Genomic DNA, 15,232 nt, shown 5'->3' on the forward strand with positions numbered 1-15,232 from the left:
AGAGAATATTGTTTAATAGGAGAATATAAGTGCATTTAGCTAAAAGATCAGACATCAAAGGGGAGAAAGGTATGGAAACACCGGAAACAAGATTTTGTAAAGAGTCAAAGGTTGTGAAAACCAGCAGGGTGTTCCCGCTTGACACGAACAACCATAATACGCTGTTTGGCGGAAAATTAATGAGCTACATAGACGACATTGCCTCTATTTCAGCGGCGCGCCATTGCAGACGTGAAACGGTAACAGCTTCAATGGATTCTGTAGATTTTTTAAAGCCGATCGGGCAAAAGGATTCTGTCTGCCTAGAGTCATATGTGACATGGGTCGGCACATCTTCCATGGAAGTATTTGTGAAAGTTATTAAGGAGCATTTGATGACTGGCGAACGGGAACTCGCTGCCACATCCTTTTTGACATTTGTCGCATTAGATTCAAATGGCAAGCCGGTGCCTGTACCGAGGGTTGTACCGGAAACAGAAGAAGAAATCATGCTGCATAATACAGCTGTACAGCGTGCTAATGAACGTAAGAACCGCAAGAGACACAGCCAGGCGCTTGCAAATGCGCTCGGAACTGATAAGCCTTGGTGAACGTTAAACCCAAAACATAAGTTGTTTTGGGTTTTTTTGTACTTTTCAATGGTGATTATTACAATGGTTAGTCCGTTTTTGCTAGGGGATTCTATAAAAAAGCAACAAATGTCATGTTAAATTGATAATTTTGTGACAACTTTATTAAAGATTCATTTTAGATATATCTTTTATTCGTAAGATCATGTATTTTAAAGATATATTTTAAATACATCTTTTCGAAAGGATTGTTTATAAAATGTTAGATAACAAAACAATCGAAATTATTAAAAGCACTGTACCCGTATTGCAACAGCATGGAGAAACAATCACTGGCCGTTTTTACGATCGGATGTTTCAAGACCATCCAGAGCTTTTGAACATTTTTAATCAAACAAACCAAAAGAAAAAAACACAGCGAACTGCACTGGCAAATGCCGTTATTGCAGCTGCGGCAAACATTGACCAATTAGGAAACATCATTCCGGTTGTCAAACAAATCGGCCACAAGCACCGCAGTATCGGAATTAAGCCTGAGCACTACCCAATCGTCGGTAAATATTTGCTGATTGCGATTAAAGATGTATTGGGAGACGCTGCAACTCCTGACATTATGCAGGCATGGGAAAAAGCGTACGGAGTCATTGCTGACGCGTTCATCGGAATTGAAAAAGACATGTATGAACAGGCTGAAGAGCAAGCCGGCGGCTGGAAGGAGTATAAGCCATTCGTTATCGCAAAAAAAGAGCGGGAAAGCAAAGAAATTACATCCTTCTATTTGAAACCGGAAGACAGCAAGCCGTTACCTGAATTCCAAGCAGGGCAATATATCAGCATCAAAGTGCGGATTCCTGATTCTGAATATACGCATATCCGCCAGTACAGCCTGTCTGATATGCCGGGAAAAGACTATTATCGAATTTCAGTGAAGAAAGATGGTGTCGTGTCTTCCTACTTACACGATGGGCTGCAGGAGGGAGATTCAATAGAGATCAGCGCACCGGCAGGGGACTTTGTTTTAGATCATGCATCACAAAAAGATCTCGTTTTGATCAGTGCCGGAGTTGGCATTACACCAATGATCAGCATGCTGAAAACATCTGTTTCCAAACAGCCTGAACGGCAAATTCTGTTCATTCATGCGGCGAAAAACAGTGAATATCATGCATTGCGCCATGAAGTAGAAGAAGCAGCAAAACATTCTGCTGTTAAAACAGCATTTGTGTATCGCGAGCCGACAGAGGAAGACCGTGCAGGTGATCTGCATTTTCATGAAGGACAGATTGATCAGCAATTCCTCAAAGAACTGATTGCCAACACAGATGCGGATTACTATATTTGCGGTTCACCGTCGTTTATTACGGCAATGCATAAGCTTGTATCAGAGCTCGGATCAGCGCCGGAGTCTATCCATTACGAGCTATTCGGCCCGCAATTAAGTTTGGCGCAGTCCGTTTGAACACATACATGAAACTCTTCTCCTTTCAGAGAAGAGTTTTTTATTGAGATATAAGAAGGCAGACAAGCGCCGGTTTCTACATCCGGACAATCACAGACCCGCTGCCATTTGTGCATACACGGTTTTGCTGTTCTTGCATTGTTCTCAGCAATTCATTGTTTACCTCAATCGCTCTAATTAGTTGCTTCATTCTTAGCTCCAAACCGGCCAGCCTGTCGATTGTTTGCTGCTGGTAGCCCTCGGGTTGGGGAGCCAATGGCAGATCAAAGGGCCAAAGGGTATTCGACTTCTGATTTTTCATATTGCGTATTGCGCCTCCAATCGGTGTCACTTTCTATTATGTTATGTTCAGGCGATATGCACGTTCGCCTAGACACTGATGCATAGAGGGCCTGCCACGGGGCACAATAGGCTCAATATGACCAGCGGATGGAGGTAAAGATCGGTGTTATGGATGGTATGGGTATTTTTACTGAAGCCAGTTATCGTATTTTCGATTGCATATATTTTGTTTCGGCTTGCCGGTAAAAAAGCTGTGTCACAAATGAACAATTTTGACCTGCTTTTGACCTTCGCAATCGGAACCATTATCAGTGAGCCGATCCTTACATCCAAGCTGCCGATGTCAATTTATTATGCGGGTGCTTTTTTGGTGCTTTATCTTATCATGAGCAAGCTCTCTTTATCTAATAAATGGCGATGGCTCCTAGTCGTGAGCCCGACTGTCCTAATCCGAAACGGGGATATTGATGAACGCGGCCTTCGTAAAGAAAGGCTGACTGTTAATGAGCTGCTCGGAAAGCTGAGGGAAAAGGGCTATGCCGACCCGGCTGACATTGATCTTGCTATCATTGAAGAAACGGGAGAAGTAAGCGTCATCCCGAAAGAGGAAGCGAGAGCGGTGCAGGTGCGGGATTTGAATATGGAAGCTGAACGGAATTTTATCCCGATTCCGCTCATACTGGATGGCGAAATCCTTGATCATAATTTGAAATATCTCCAAAAAAACCGATCCTGGCTGTTTGAGAAGCTTGAGGAAAAAGGGTACAGCCCCAAACTGCTGTCTTCGATTATCCTTGGCACGATGAATGCACGCGGTGATATATCCCTTGATTTAAATACCGCTAATGAACCGCAGCATGATCCTTACTTATATAAACCGGGAAATAACAATTAAGATGGCTCTCTCTTGTAATGAGAGCTTTTTTCTTTTTTAAAGGGAATTTTTGTTTGGTGTCAAATGTACCTAGTTAGGAGGGGAACTGAACATGAAGGACTTATCCATAAGAAACGACATGGCGCCAACGGTCAGTTTGCTGTATTCCGCAGTGGAAGAAAACAGTCTCCGTCTGGCTTCCATCGTAAGCCATATGACACACAGTGAACTTTACTATAAGGGGCGCTGCCAAACAAAAAACAGCACGGCTCAGCTTTTGCACCATATCACAAATGTTGATATCAGATGGGTCTGGCGTATCAAGGAAAATCGGATCCCGGACCATATTGAACAGGCATACGGCCCGATGACAGATGAAAGCGGACGGCTGCCTGAACCGGTGAATCAGCCAGACTTAGATGAACTCCTGAAAAGACATCAGCATGTAGTAGAGAAGCTGAAATCGGTATGCTTCACTTTAACTGAAAATGCTTTGAACCAGCCGCTTTCCTTCGAAGGTGACACCGCGACGATACGATGGGGAATTTGGCATATGGCAGATCATAACCGCTATCATCAGGCACATATTGAAGCTCTCAAAAAAGAATGGAAGCAGGATGTGGCGAAGTATGAACGCTAAAACGAAGCTTGTGACTGATCGAATTCGTTTGCGCTGTATGGAAGATCGGGATCAAGCCACTTTGTTTGGGCTGCTTTTTAATGATCCTGACGTCATGACATATTATTCCGGTTTAAAAGATAAGAGGCAAACCCGCGAGTGGGTCAATTGGAACCAACGAAATGAAAAAGGGTACGGCGTTAGTCTGTGGATCGCCGAAGATAAGCGGACAGGGGAGTTTTTGGGGCAATGCGGCATCGTTCCCCAGCAGATCGAAAATCAAACCGTAATGGAAATTGGCTATATGTTTGCCCGCCGCCACTGGGGGAACGGCTATGCGCAAGAAGCGGCTCGGGCCTGTCTGGACTATGGCTTTAACGAGCGGCAGTTCGGCAAAATGGCGGCTTTGATTGATCCGGGTAACAAAGCGTCCATACGGGTAGCGGAGAAAATCGGCATGCATTACAGCAAAACGATCAGAAAATGGAATAAACCGATCGCGGTATATGAAAGAAAATCTTACAATTGAAAGATAGAGCTGAGTTTAGTATCATGATATCATGTAAAGTTTTCTAGGGTTCCGCATGTCAATTGACATGGACTGGTCCGAGAGAAAACACATACGCGTAAATAGAAGCGCGTATGCACACGGAGGGAAAAAAGCCCGGGAGAGTCAATCTCATGTGAGACGACTGTCCGGGGTTTTTTTGTTTTCGGAGAATCTTAATAGATAGAAAGGAATGACTCAAAATGAAATGGGGATTGGTCGTGCTTGCCGCTGTTTTCGAGGTTGTTTGGGTGATAGGCTTAAAGCACGCTGACTCAGCCTTAACATGGAGCGGCACTGCCATCGGCATCATATTCAGCTTTTACCTTCTAATGAAGGCGACTCACAGTCTGCCTGTTGGTACCGTGTATGCCGTCTTTACCGGGCTCGGCACAGCGGGAACAGTACTTAGTGAAATCGTTCTTTTTCATGAACCGGTTGGATGGCCGAAGCTATTGTTAATTGGCGTGCTCTTAATCGGTGTAATCGGGTTGAAGCTTGTGACACAGGATGAGACAGAGGAAAAAGGAGGCGAGGCATAATGCTGCACTGGATCAGTTTATTGTGCGCGGGCTGTTTAGAAATGGCCGGCGTGGCCCTTATGAATCAATATGCGAAAGAAAAAAGCGTGAAATGGGTGCTGTTGATCATTGTTGGTTTTGCCGCTTCATTTTCCTTGCTGTCGTACGCAATGGAAACCACTCCGATGGGAACGGCTTACGCGGTCTGGACAGGAATTGGCACCGCCGGCGGGGCGCTTATCGGCATCCTCTTTTACAAGGAGCAGAAAGACGCCAAACGGATCTTCTTTATCGCGTTGATTTTATGCTCAGCAGTTGGTTTAAAAATTCTGTCATAAATTGATTTTTATCAAATCTTCAGTATAATGGATAAATAGTTTAGACTTACAAAGATAAGAGGGATTATTCATGAAATCATATATGACTCAGCGGTTGGACGAATACCGTGACGGAAATGAGGATAAAGGTCGGCTCTTGGTCAGCTGCCCCGATCAGCCGGGTATCGTCTCTGCAGTTTCCGCGTTTTTATTTGAACACGGTGCCAATATTATAGAATCAAATCAATATACGACAGACCCTGAAGGCGGCCGGTTCTTCCTGAGAATCGAATTCGACTGCGCAGGCATTCGTGAAAAAAAATCATCACTTCAGGCAGCGTTTGCCTCTGTTGCGGAAAAATTCGACATGACATGGAGCTTAACTTTGGCGAGCGAACTGAAGCGTGTCGCCATTTTCGTTTCAAAGGAGCTCCACTGCCTGCATGAGCTGATTTGGGAATGGCAAACCGGCAACCTGATGGCGGAGATCGCTGTTGTCATCAGTAACCATGAGGAAGCGAGAGAGCTGGTTGAGCGCCTGAACATTCCATTCCACTATATGAAAGCGAACAAAGACATCAGAGCGGAAGTCGAAAAGAAGCAGCTTGAACTGCTGGAGCAGTACGATGTTGATGTGATCGTGCTCGCACGCTATATGCAGATTCTAACTCCTGATTTTGTTTCGGCTCATCCGAATCGCATCATCAATATCCACCATTCATTCCTGCCAGCTTTTATCGGTGCGAATCCGTACAAACGGGCCTACGAGCGCGGCGTGAAACTGATCGGTGCGACATCTCATTATGTGACAAACGATCTTGATGAAGGGCCGATCATTGAACAGGATATTGAGCGTGTGGACCACCGCGATAATGCGGAAGCGCTGAAAAACATCGGAAGAACAATTGAGCGCAGCGTGCTTGCCCGTGCTGTGAAATGGCATTTGGAAGACCGTGTCATCGTTCATGAAAATAAAACAATCGTCTTTAACTAGACTGCAAGAGGCCCGCGCAATGCGGGCTATTTTTGATGACAAAAAACCTTGACAAGTGTCTTTTTTCTTTGCATAATATAAAAAAATCATTGAGCGTTGAAGAGGATTAGTAAGCAGACCTTTCTGTGACAGAGAGCAAAATGAATCGCTGAAACATTTTGCCGCATGAAACCTGCCGAACCTGCCTTGGAGTCCTAGGGGGAAAACCTAGGCGCATAACCTGGCGTTACAGGAGAGCGGAGCGTGCACAAGCGCGTTCAATCAAGGTGGTACCACGGAAACCCATTTCGTCCTTATGAATCAGGATGAAATGGGTTTTTTTATTGTAGAAGAGCCGCGGAGGAGAATAAATGAAAAAACAAAGAATAGTAGTGAAAATAGGAAGCAGTTCGCTCACGAATAGCAAAGGAAGCATTGATGAGGCAAAAATCAGAGAGCATGTTCAGGCGATTTCCGTGTTAAAAAAAGCGGGGCATGAAATGATTCTGATTACCTCGGGTGCCGTAGCGGCGGGGTTTTCCAGCCTCGGTTATCCATCCCGTCCCGTTACCATCAAAGGAAAACAGGCGGCGGCCGCGGTCGGACAAACACTGTTAATGCAGCAATATATGAATCAATTTAAACAATACTCACTGACTCCGGGACAAATCCTTTTAACGAGAAATGATTTTTCGAAAAGAGAACGGTATCGAAACGCGTATGCTACGATAATGGAATTATTAGAGCGGGGCGTCATTCCGATTATCAACGAGAACGATTCTACATCTGTTGAAGAATTGACATTCGGAGATAATGATATGCTTTCTGCGTTAGTCAGCGGATTGATTCACGCGGACCAGCTCATGATTCTCACTGACATTAACGGACTGTATGATGCCAATCCAAATGAAAATCCTGAGGCGAAACGATTTGATTATTTGCCAGAGATCACGCCTGAATTGCTTGGATATGCAGGTTCAGCTGGATCAAAGGTCGGCACCGGCGGAATGAAATCAAAGCTGTTAGCCACACAAACCGCGCTGTCTCTGGGAGTGAAAGTATTCATTGGAACTGGCAGCGGAGAGCAAAAACTTGCGGACATTTTGGACGGCAGGGGAGACGGCACTTATATCGGAGACAAAGAACTATCTTCGGTTAACAACACAAGGCAGTGGATTCAGTTCCACTCGCCGATATCGGGAGAAATTATCATTGATGCGGGTGCCGAAGAGGCGATGATCCATAATGGAAGCAGCCTTTTGCCCGCTGGAGTTGTGGGCGTGAACGGAAGCTTTCCGAAAGGGGCGGTTGTGGAAGTCAGGGGACCGGGCGGCGTGATCGGCAAAGGCCAAACTCATTACTCCTCCGAGGAGATTATGGAGGCTAAAGGCAAACGCAGTGACGAACTTGATTTTGAGAAAACGTTTGAGGTTATTCATAGGAATGACTGGGTCAATGTAAAAGACTAGGAGGCGGAAAAATGAGTGAAGTTTCTGTAAAAGCGAAGCTGGCGAAAGAAGCAGCAGCCGAAATGATCATGAAAACAACAGCCGAGAAGGATGAGGCGCTCAGCCTCATTGCAAACGGACTCCGCAAAGAACTGGATTTTCTCTTGGCGGAGAATGCAAAAGACATTGTGAACGGAAAAGAGAATGGTTTAACACCGGACATCATTGACCGTCTCTCATTGGATGAGAAACGGATACGCGATATCGCGGACGCGGTGGAGCTCTTAATCGACTTAGCGGACCCAATCGGCGACTCTCTTGAAACGATTGAAAAAGAAAACGGCCTGTTTATTGAAAAAATCCGTGTGCCGCTCGGTGTCGTAGGAATGATTTATGAGGCGAGGCCAAACGTCACAGTTGATGCGGCTACCCTTTGCCTGAAGACAGGGAACGCGGTTGTGCTGCGGGGAAGCTCCTCAGCCATCCACAGCAACAAAGCGCTCGTCAGTGTCATTTACAGAGCACTTGAGCAATCAGCGCTTCCGATTCACGCTGTGCAGCTGATTGAGGATACGAGCAGAGAGACAGCAAAAGAGCTCTTTACGTTAAATGATGGCTTAGACGTATTGATTCCGCGCGGAGGCAAGAAACTGATTGATCTCGTTGTGAGAGAATCAACAGTTCCTGTATTAGAAACGGGAGCAGGAAACTGCCACATATTCATTGACGAAACAGCCAAACCGCAAATGGCAGAAAAGGTTGTTGTAAATGCCAAAACGCAGCGCCCTTCTGTATGCAACGCGATTGAATCATTGCTGATTCACAAGGCTTGGGCAAGACAGCACGGAAAAGAATTGCTGGACCAGCTGGAAAACGCGGGAGTTGAAATTCGCGGTGATGAATTGGTATGTGAACTTCATCCTTCAAGCAAACAAGCATCAAAAGAAGATTGGGAAACCGAATTTTTAGCGCCTGTCCTCAGCGTAAAGACGGTTGAAAACGTCCAAGAAGCTGTAAAGCATATCCAACAATACGGCACCAATCATTCTGAAGCGATTTTAACTGAAAATGACAAAAATGCGGTATATTTTCAAACGGCTGTCGATGCTGCCGCTGTCTATCATAACGCGTCAACCCGCTTTACCGACGGCTTTGAATTCGGCTACGGAGCCGAAATCGGCATCAGCACGCAAAAGCTTCATGCAAGAGGACCGATGGGGCTTCCTGCACTGACTTCTACAAAATACATCATTAAAGGAACTGGGCAAATCCGTGAATAGCGGGGTAATGTTCAATGAAAAAGCTTATCTCATTACGAGATAAGCTTTTTTATACGCGAAAAATTGACATTTCAAATTTAATTGTGTACAATTTAATTGTATAAAATATATTGGGGGAATGAAAAATGAGTCAGCCATTATTTACCGCAACTGTTTCAGCGGTAGGAGGAAGAGAAGGAAAGGTCATTTCATCAGACCGCGTTCTTGAGCTTGATGTCGCAATGCCGGGGACACCGAGAGCCAAGAAATTAGAAAAAGCGACAAATCCAGAGCAGCTGTTTGCAGCAGGTTATGCAGCTTGCTTTGACAGCGCCCTGCAGCTTGTCGCAAGAACAGAACGGGTAAAAGTAGAGACAGAGGTTACAGCAAATGTTAGCCTGTTAAAGGATGAAGCGGACCAGGGCTATAAGCTGGGTGTGACGCTGCAAGTAAAAGGAGAAGGAGTCAGTGCATCAGAATTGGAGGCGCTTGTGAAAAAAGCGCACGGCGTCTGCCCGTACTCAAAAGCAACCTCCGGAAATATTGATGTGACACTTGAAGTTGCTGAATAAATAAAAAGAGGATGCCTGTACAAGGCATCCTCAATTTTTTTGATGAAGTGTTTCCAGTAATGTATATAGAGCGGACTTTAACTGTTTGAGATCCTCCCCAGACTGCTTTGAGAGCCCCAGAATTGTCCCTGGAATGTCAACCGCTTTTTCTTTTAATAACGCTCCGTCCTCTGTCAGGCTGATCAACACGGACCGCTCATCCTCTTCAGATCTTTTTCTCGTAATCAAACCCTGTTGTTCCATTCGTTTAAGCATCGGAGTGAGCGTTCCTGAATCTAAATACAGCTGTTCGCCCATTTTTTTGACAGTAAGCGTTTCATGTTCCCATAACAAAAGCAAAGCCAAATATTGAGGGTATGTTATATTCAGCTTATCAAGCAGCGGCTTGTATTGCTTTGTCATCTCCCGCGAACTCGCATATAGCAAAAAACAAAGCTGATTCTCCAATTTCATATGATCAAATTTATTTTCCATTTTGTTCACCAACTCTTTTTTGTCATTCGATTCTATTGTATCTGAAAAACCTCACTTTTCCTATTCTCGGCAAACATAGCATGTTTAAAAAGATCAGAAAGGGAAATATAACAACTAGATACAAATAAGGAGGTTGGGAAATATGGCACTATTTACAGCAAAAGTAACCGCGCGAGGCGGACGAGCAGGACATATTACATCAGATGACGGTGTTCTTGATTTTGATATTGTCATGCCAAATGCCAAAAAAGAAGGACAAACCGGCACAAATCCGGAACAGCTCTTTGCGGCAGGGTATGCTGCATGCTTCGGCGGCGCGCTCGAACACGTAGCCAAAGAGCAGAATATCGAAATTGATTCGGAGATTGAAGGGCAGGTCAGCCTCATGAAGGATGAGAGCGACGGCGGGTTTAAAATCGGTGTCACACTTGTTGTGAACACGAAAGATTTAGATCGGGAAAAGGCACAAGAGCTTGTCAACGCCGCTCATGAATTCTGTCCTTACTCAAAGGCAACCAGAGGAAATGTTGATGTAAAACTAGAATTAAAATAATGACCGGCATCCTGAGGATTCTCAGGATGTTTTTTGGTGTCGGACATGCGGGGCGGGCACAGATTTATGATAAAACTTCAGAGAAGCGTTTGAAGCATGCCTTTAAACCAAAAGTTACAGATGAAGCGGGTGGCTGGCACGGTGTCTGCCGTGCTGAATTGCGCGTATATGCTGTTTTGTATTTGCACAGGGCATAGCGGCTACTTGGAGAAATAACAAGGACCAGGCCGCGCATGCCTGATCCTTTTAATATTCTTTCTTATTGGCGAAGTTCCGCCATGCTTGAAACGGGGATAAATGCTCTGTTAGTGTCACTTGATAAAAGGGGATCGTTCTTTCTTCAGCAGGTTTATCAATTTCTTTATAAATGAATGAATCATCAAACCCGGCTTCGGCAGCGTCTGTGTGCTCAGCTGCATAGAAAACGGCTTTAGGCCGGGCCCAGTAGATGGCGCCCAAGCACATTGGGCATGGTTCACAGCTCGTATACAAAATGCAGTCATCAAGCTGGTAGGCTCCTAGCACCTTACAGGCTTTCCGAATAGCTGTGACTTCCGCGTGGGCAGTCGGATCATTGCTTGTTGTGACGTTGTTCTGTCCCTCTGCAATAATGGCTCCGTCTTTCACGATAACGGCTCCAAAAGGCCCGCCGATTCCTGCATTCACTCCTTCACATGCGAGAGTGACAGCCCGTTTTAAGAACGTTTCATGATTCATCCCAATCCCTCCTGTCAATAGAGTGTTATTAGTATAGCCGAAAAGAATGCAAAGAACATTCTTAAAAAAGTGCAAAATAAACAAAGTATTTGGGGGATTTGCTAAATAAGAAACCGATTGTGGCTGTATTATAGAAAAAAACCATCTGCCAAATGCAGATGGTTTTTTCAAATTATACTAGCTGTGTCTGCTGTGCTCTTGCCTGTTTTGCGGCTTCAACCATATTTTTCAATGCTGCAACCGTTTCTTCCTGCTGTCTTGTTTTCAATCCGCAGTCTGGATTTACCCAGAAGCGGTCAGTCGGACAGACGGCAAGCGCATCAACGATAATATTGTACATTTCTTCAGTTGACGGCACACGAGGGCTGTGAATGTCATATACACCAAGGCCAAGCCCTTTCAAATACGGGTGGTTTTTTAAGTAATCTAAAAATCCTCCGTGGCTTCTGCTATGTTCGATTGTAATCACATCGGCATCAAGATCATTGATTGTATCAACGATATCTTCGAAGTTGCTGTAGCACATATGTGTATGAATTTGTGTCTCGTTTTTCACGGAAGAAGTGGTTAATCTGAAAGCTTCTGCCGCCCAAGTCAAATACTCATCCCAATCGCGGGTTTTCAATGGAAGGCCTTCACGCAGCGCTGGTTCATCGACTTGAATGATTTGAATGCCTGCGTCTTCAAGCGCTTTAACTTCTTTGCGAAGGGCAAGCCCGATTTGGAAGGCGATTTCTTTCCTCGAGATGTCGTTTCGAGGGAAAGACCAGTTTAAGATTGTAACCGGGCCCGTCAGCATTCCTTTCACATGCTTGGAAGTCAATGACTGTGCGTAGACTGTGTCTTTCACTGTCATCGGTTCAATAAATTCAACATCTCCGTAAATGACTGGCGGGCGGACACAGCGTGAGCCGTATGATTGAACCCAGGCATATTTAGTGAAGGCGAAACCGGCCAGCTTTTCACCGAAGTATTCGACCATGTCTGTCCGTTCAAATTCGCCGTGAACAAGGACATCAAGCTCCAATTCTTCCTGAATATCAATCCATCTTTTTGTTTCCGCATTGATAAAGTTTTGATACTGTTCATCGGACCACTCAGCTTTCCGCCATTTTTGGCGTGCGCTCCGCACTTCAGCAGACTGCGGGAAGCTGCCGATCGTTGTCGTCGGCAAAAGCGGAAGGCCGAGAGATTCATTTTGTAGGGCTAAACGTTCTTCAAACGGAATCGGGCGCTTGAAGTCTTTATCAGTTAATTGCTCAAGCTCTTTCTTTTGTTCAGAATTGGCGCCTGTTGCAAACTGTTTAAGCGCCTGGATATCAGCCTTAGCCTGCTGAATCTCTTCGCTGATCGCCGCTTTTCCTGATACTAAGCCTTCTTTCAAAGCTGTCAGCTCGGCCAGCTTTTCTTTTGCGTAGGATAATCCGTTCAATAGGTCTTTTTCCAAATGCTCATCAGGGTGTTTCGCTACTGGAACATGCAGCAGGCTGCTGGAAGGCTGAATCCACAGTTCATCAACTTTTGCAATGCTGAGAATATCAAGAACGGCATCGAGACGCTCTTCAAGGTCCGCTTTCCAAATGTTGCGTCCGTCGATAACGCCGGCTGCCAGCACTTTATCTGTCGGGAAGCCATGTGTTTTAAGCTGTTCCAGGTTTCTGCCTTTGTCGTGAACGAAATCAAGGCCAATTCCCTGAACCGGGTAAGAGATCAGCTCTTCATAAGCATCAACAGAATCAAAATACGTCTGCAAAAGCACATTCAAGGATGAAAGCTCACTTGTAATGCTTTCAAATAATTCTTTTGCGCCGCGTACATCTTCACTAGAGGCGGTAACGAGCGCCGGCTCATCGATTTGAACCCATTTTACGCCTTCTTCTTCAAGCTCTTTCAAAAGCTGTACATATAATGGCACAAGGCGTTTTTGGATCGCTTTTGCTTCAGACGGTTCATAGCCTTTAGCAAGCGTAACGAACGTATAAGGGCCGACAATCACAGGCTTTGTTTCCACACCGTATTCCTGTTTGATCCGGCGATAATCTTCGAGTTGTTTGTTTCTTGTCAGACGGAACTCAATGCTCTCGTCATATTCCGGAACGATGTAATGGTAATTTGTATTAAACCATTTTGTCATTTCACTAGATACAGCGTCTTTGATTCCGCGGGCGATAGCGAAGTATGTATCGGTAGCGTCAGTCAAATGTCTGAACCGTTTCGGGATCCAGTTGAAGCTGACTGCTGTGTCGAGTACATGGTCATACTGTGTGAAATCAGAAACAGGCACAACATCAATCTGCTGGTCAATTTGTGTTTTTACTGCGGATAAAAATAGTTCGTCGATTTGCTTCAAAAACGTATCTTTATCAGTACTGCCTTTCCAATACGCTTCAAGTGCTTTTTTCCATTCCCGGTTCAGTCCGATTCTCGGAAATCCTAAATTCGATGTTTTGATGGTTGTCATTGTTTCTCCTCCTTTATATGTAAAACACTCTCTTTCACCCGCGGATACAGGCTGCTAAGAGGTTTTCTCACAACAAAAAGCCTCTTTCCCATGAGAGAAAGAGGCTTTTCTACGTAAAACACTGCCTCTCTCATCTCTCAGACACAATCTGATGGAATTAGCACCGTGCCTTATGAGACATCAGTCTCGGCGCGAAAAGCAGTGCGCCCCATTTCACAATGGTATTACGGTCGGTTGCTGTTGGGGTCAAAAGGCCAATCCCTCGCCCAACTCTCGATAAGAGAAAATGTTATTAATTTTTTGAAAAGTTGAATCATTTGTTGGTAATCTTAACAGTAATTCAAATTCATTGTCAACATAGAATTTGAAATTTTTATTTACATGATGTGGTGTATATTATATAAGAAAAATAATCTTATAGGGTCAACAAATGTGATTGCTCTGCTTTTTCTGCGAGCTCATCAGGAGCTGTTAAATACAGGAATCCATTGCCTGCCAGCGTTTTTGCAATATCAAGAGGAAGTGTCCTGCGGATTAGCTGTGCGAAAACCTCAGATTCAGAAAGCTTTCTTTGAAATGATTCTTCTTCATAGCTTTTGATTAAAGCAAGCGCACCGCTGACATGAGGGGCAGCCATTGAAGTGCCGGTCAGCTTACCGTACTTCTTGTTGGGAAGGGTGGATAAGATGTTTTCTCCTGGTGCCACAAGGTCAATCTCTTTATTCGCGTTAGAAAATTCTGATAATTCTCGCGCTACAGAAACAGATCCAACTGCAATCACTTCATTATAAGCTGCGGGGTAGGAAAGCTCTTCTGTGCGTTCGTCGCCGTCACCTTCATTTCCCGCTGCACAAACGACAAGCACTCCGTTTTTCACTGCGTTTTTCACTGCTTCTTTTAGCTCTGGCACATCGCTTGGCCCTCCAAGGGACATTGAGATGATGTCGACTTTCTGTTCCACCGCGTAGTTGATGCCGTTAATTATCCATTCGTATTGTCCGCTGCCGTTCTCGCCGCCAAGAACCTTCACAATCAATAGGCTTGCCTCAGGCGCGACTCCGGCAATGCCTCCGTTTGAATCATTAGCTGCAATTGTTCCGGCGACGTGTGTGCCGTGTCCGTTGTAGTCGGAAATCGCATCTTCCTTGCCGCCGTCGTCATCCGTGAAGTTCTTTCCGCCGATGATTTGATTTTTTAAATCAGGGTGGCTTGTGTCGCAGCCTGTGTCTAATACAGCAACTTTAATATTTTTGCCTTTTACCCCTTTTGCCCACATTTCTGGCGCCTTAATCACTTTAATGCCCTCAGGAAGCTCGTTTACATCCATGATCTGCTCATTCGTCACATACGGGATCAAGCGGATTTCACCATTCATAAAAAAGCCCTCCTTTTTTATGCTTGCAAGTGGATTCAAGGGTGTTGCCTCATATTATATGAAAAAAGCAAGCGCTCGGACAGAGCCATTTGAAGCATTTTGAAAAAATAGGATACACACCAAAGAATTAGTAATCTTCAAAATATTGGATGGCTTCAACATGTATGACTGGGATTCAACTGTAAGTCAAGTTATAATAGTGTTGGGGAAAG

Annotated in this window: 18 protein-coding genes and 3 other RNA genes; 15 read left to right on the forward strand and 6 right to left on the reverse strand. The window is 44.9% G+C overall.

Annotation, left to right across the window (positions count from 1 at the left end):
• Positions 1-71: 71 nt before the first annotated feature.
• Both ykhA and hmpA read left to right on the forward strand, forming a co-directional pair.
• A complete protein-coding gene (gene ykhA / locus BSU_13030) occupies positions 72-590 on the forward strand; it encodes a promiscuous acyl-CoA thioesterase (protein NP_389186.2) in 519 nt (172 codons plus the stop codon).
• A 238-nt stretch (positions 591-828) separates the two neighbouring features.
• Entirely contained in the window at positions 829-2,028 is a 1,200-nt protein-coding gene (hmpA, locus tag BSU_13040; RefSeq protein NP_389187.1) for a flavohemoglobin, read from the forward strand.
• 76 nt (positions 2,029-2,104) lie between these two features.
• Here hmpA and ykzH read toward each other — a convergent pair whose 3' ends face one another.
• Positions 2,105-2,329, reverse strand: coding sequence for a hypothetical protein (gene ykzH, locus BSU_13050; RefSeq protein NP_389188.1), 225 nt, complete (start codon positions 2,327-2,329; stop codon positions 2,105-2,107).
• Positions 2,330-2,473: 144 nt separating this feature from the next.
• On the opposite strand from ykzH, the gene ykjA reads away from it, so the two are divergent.
• The 11 genes from ykjA (at position 2,474) to ohrA (ending at position 9,440) form a co-directional block, all read left to right on the forward strand.
• Positions 2,474-3,205 (forward strand): conserved membrane protein of unknown function, encoded by a 732-nt coding sequence (ykjA, locus tag BSU_13060; protein NP_389189.1) that lies wholly within the window; start codon positions 2,474-2,476, stop codon positions 3,203-3,205.
• A gap of 91 nt (positions 3,206-3,296) precedes the next feature.
• Entirely contained in the window at positions 3,297-3,824 is a 528-nt protein-coding gene (gene ykkA / locus BSU_13070) for a hypothetical protein (protein NP_389190.1), read from the forward strand.
• Positions 3,814-4,332 carry a putative N-acetyltransferase gene (ykkB, locus tag BSU_13080; RefSeq protein NP_389191.1) on the forward strand — a complete coding sequence of 173 codons (519 nt, stop codon included), beginning with the start codon at positions 3,814-3,816 and terminating at the stop codon, positions 4,330-4,332. Before ykkA ends, ykkB begins: the two co-directional genes overlap by 11 nt.
• 32 nt (positions 4,333-4,364) lie before the next feature.
• Positions 4,365-4,476: guanidine-sensing riboswitch (binds free guanidinium) (gene gdwA / locus BSU_misc_RNA_16), an RNA gene on the forward strand.
• A gap of 77 nt (positions 4,477-4,553) precedes the next feature.
• Complete coding sequence (gene gdnC, locus BSU_13090) at positions 4,554-4,892, forward strand: guanidinium efflux transporter subunit (RefSeq protein NP_389192.1); 339 nt, start codon at positions 4,554-4,556, stop codon at positions 4,890-4,892.
• Positions 4,892-5,209, forward strand: coding sequence for a guanidinium efflux transporter subunit (gene gdnD / locus BSU_13100; protein NP_389193.1), 318 nt, complete (start codon positions 4,892-4,894; stop codon positions 5,207-5,209). The genes gdnC and gdnD overlap by 1 nt, the downstream gene beginning before the upstream one ends.
• A gap of 70 nt (positions 5,210-5,279) precedes the next feature.
• Complete coding sequence (gene purU, locus BSU_13110) at positions 5,280-6,182, forward strand: formyltetrahydrofolate hydrolase (protein ID NP_389194.2); 903 nt, start codon at positions 5,280-5,282, stop codon at positions 6,180-6,182.
• 87 nt (positions 6,183-6,269) lie between these two features.
• Positions 6,270-6,480, forward strand: an RNA gene (gene pswB / locus BSU_misc_RNA_17) — T-box riboswitch specific of proline tRNA.
• Between the two features lie 52 nt (positions 6,481-6,532).
• Positions 6,533-7,630 carry a glutamate 5-kinase gene (gene proB / locus BSU_13120; RefSeq protein NP_389195.2) on the forward strand — a complete coding sequence of 366 codons (1,098 nt, stop codon included), beginning with the start codon at positions 6,533-6,535 and terminating at the stop codon, positions 7,628-7,630.
• An 11-nt stretch (positions 7,631-7,641) separates the two neighbouring features.
• Positions 7,642-8,889, forward strand: a complete 1,248-nt coding sequence (proA, locus tag BSU_13130; protein ID NP_389196.2) for a gamma-glutamyl phosphate reductase — start codon at positions 7,642-7,644, stop codon at positions 8,887-8,889.
• A 125-nt stretch (positions 8,890-9,014) separates the two neighbouring features.
• Positions 9,015-9,440, forward strand: coding sequence for a peroxiredoxin (gene ohrA, locus BSU_13140; protein NP_389197.1), 426 nt, complete (start codon positions 9,015-9,017; stop codon positions 9,438-9,440).
• 30 nt (positions 9,441-9,470) lie between these two features.
• On the opposite strand, the gene ohrR is transcribed toward ohrA, so the two are convergent.
• A complete protein-coding gene (gene ohrR / locus BSU_13150) occupies positions 9,471-9,914 on the reverse strand; it encodes a transcriptional regulator sensing organic peroxides (RefSeq protein NP_389198.1) in 444 nt (147 codons plus the stop codon).
• 142 nt (positions 9,915-10,056) lie between these two features.
• Here ohrR and ohrB point away from each other — a divergent pair, with 142 nt between their 5' ends.
• Both ohrB and ykzN read left to right on the forward strand, forming a co-directional pair.
• A complete protein-coding gene (ohrB, locus tag BSU_13160; RefSeq protein ID NP_389199.1) occupies positions 10,057-10,467 on the forward strand; it encodes an organic hydroperoxide resistance reductase B in 411 nt (136 codons plus the stop codon).
• Positions 10,468-10,493: 26 nt separating this feature from the next.
• On the forward strand, positions 10,494-10,664 hold the full coding sequence (ykzN, locus tag BSU_13169) for a hypothetical protein (protein YP_003097717.1): 171 nt from the start codon (positions 10,494-10,496) through the stop codon (positions 10,662-10,664).
• A gap of 49 nt (positions 10,665-10,713) precedes the next feature.
• Here the strand turns inward: ykzN and guaN are convergent, their stop codons facing one another.
• From guaN to ispA, 4 genes are all read right to left on the reverse strand, one after another.
• On the reverse strand, positions 10,714-11,184 hold the full coding sequence (gene guaN / locus BSU_13170) for a guanine deaminase (RefSeq protein ID NP_389200.1): 471 nt from the start codon (positions 11,182-11,184) through the stop codon (positions 10,714-10,716).
• A 172-nt stretch (positions 11,185-11,356) separates the two neighbouring features.
• Positions 11,357-13,645 (reverse strand): cobalamin-independent methionine synthase, encoded by a 2,289-nt coding sequence (gene metE, locus BSU_13180; RefSeq protein NP_389201.2) that lies wholly within the window; start codon positions 13,643-13,645, stop codon positions 11,357-11,359.
• Positions 13,646-13,772: 127 nt separating this feature from the next.
• An RNA gene (gene mswB, locus BSU_misc_RNA_18) (S-adenosylmethionine riboswitch) lies at positions 13,773-13,928 on the reverse strand.
• Between the two features lie 132 nt (positions 13,929-14,060).
• Positions 14,061-15,020, reverse strand: coding sequence for an intracellular serine protease (gene ispA, locus BSU_13190; protein NP_389202.1), 960 nt, complete (start codon positions 15,018-15,020; stop codon positions 14,061-14,063).
• Positions 15,021-15,232 lie beyond the last annotated feature (212 nt).

Origin of the sequence: Bacillus subtilis subsp. subtilis str. 168 (assembly GCF_000009045.1) — a bacterium.
Lineage (GTDB): Bacteria > Bacillota > Bacilli > Bacillales > Bacillaceae > Bacillus > Bacillus subtilis.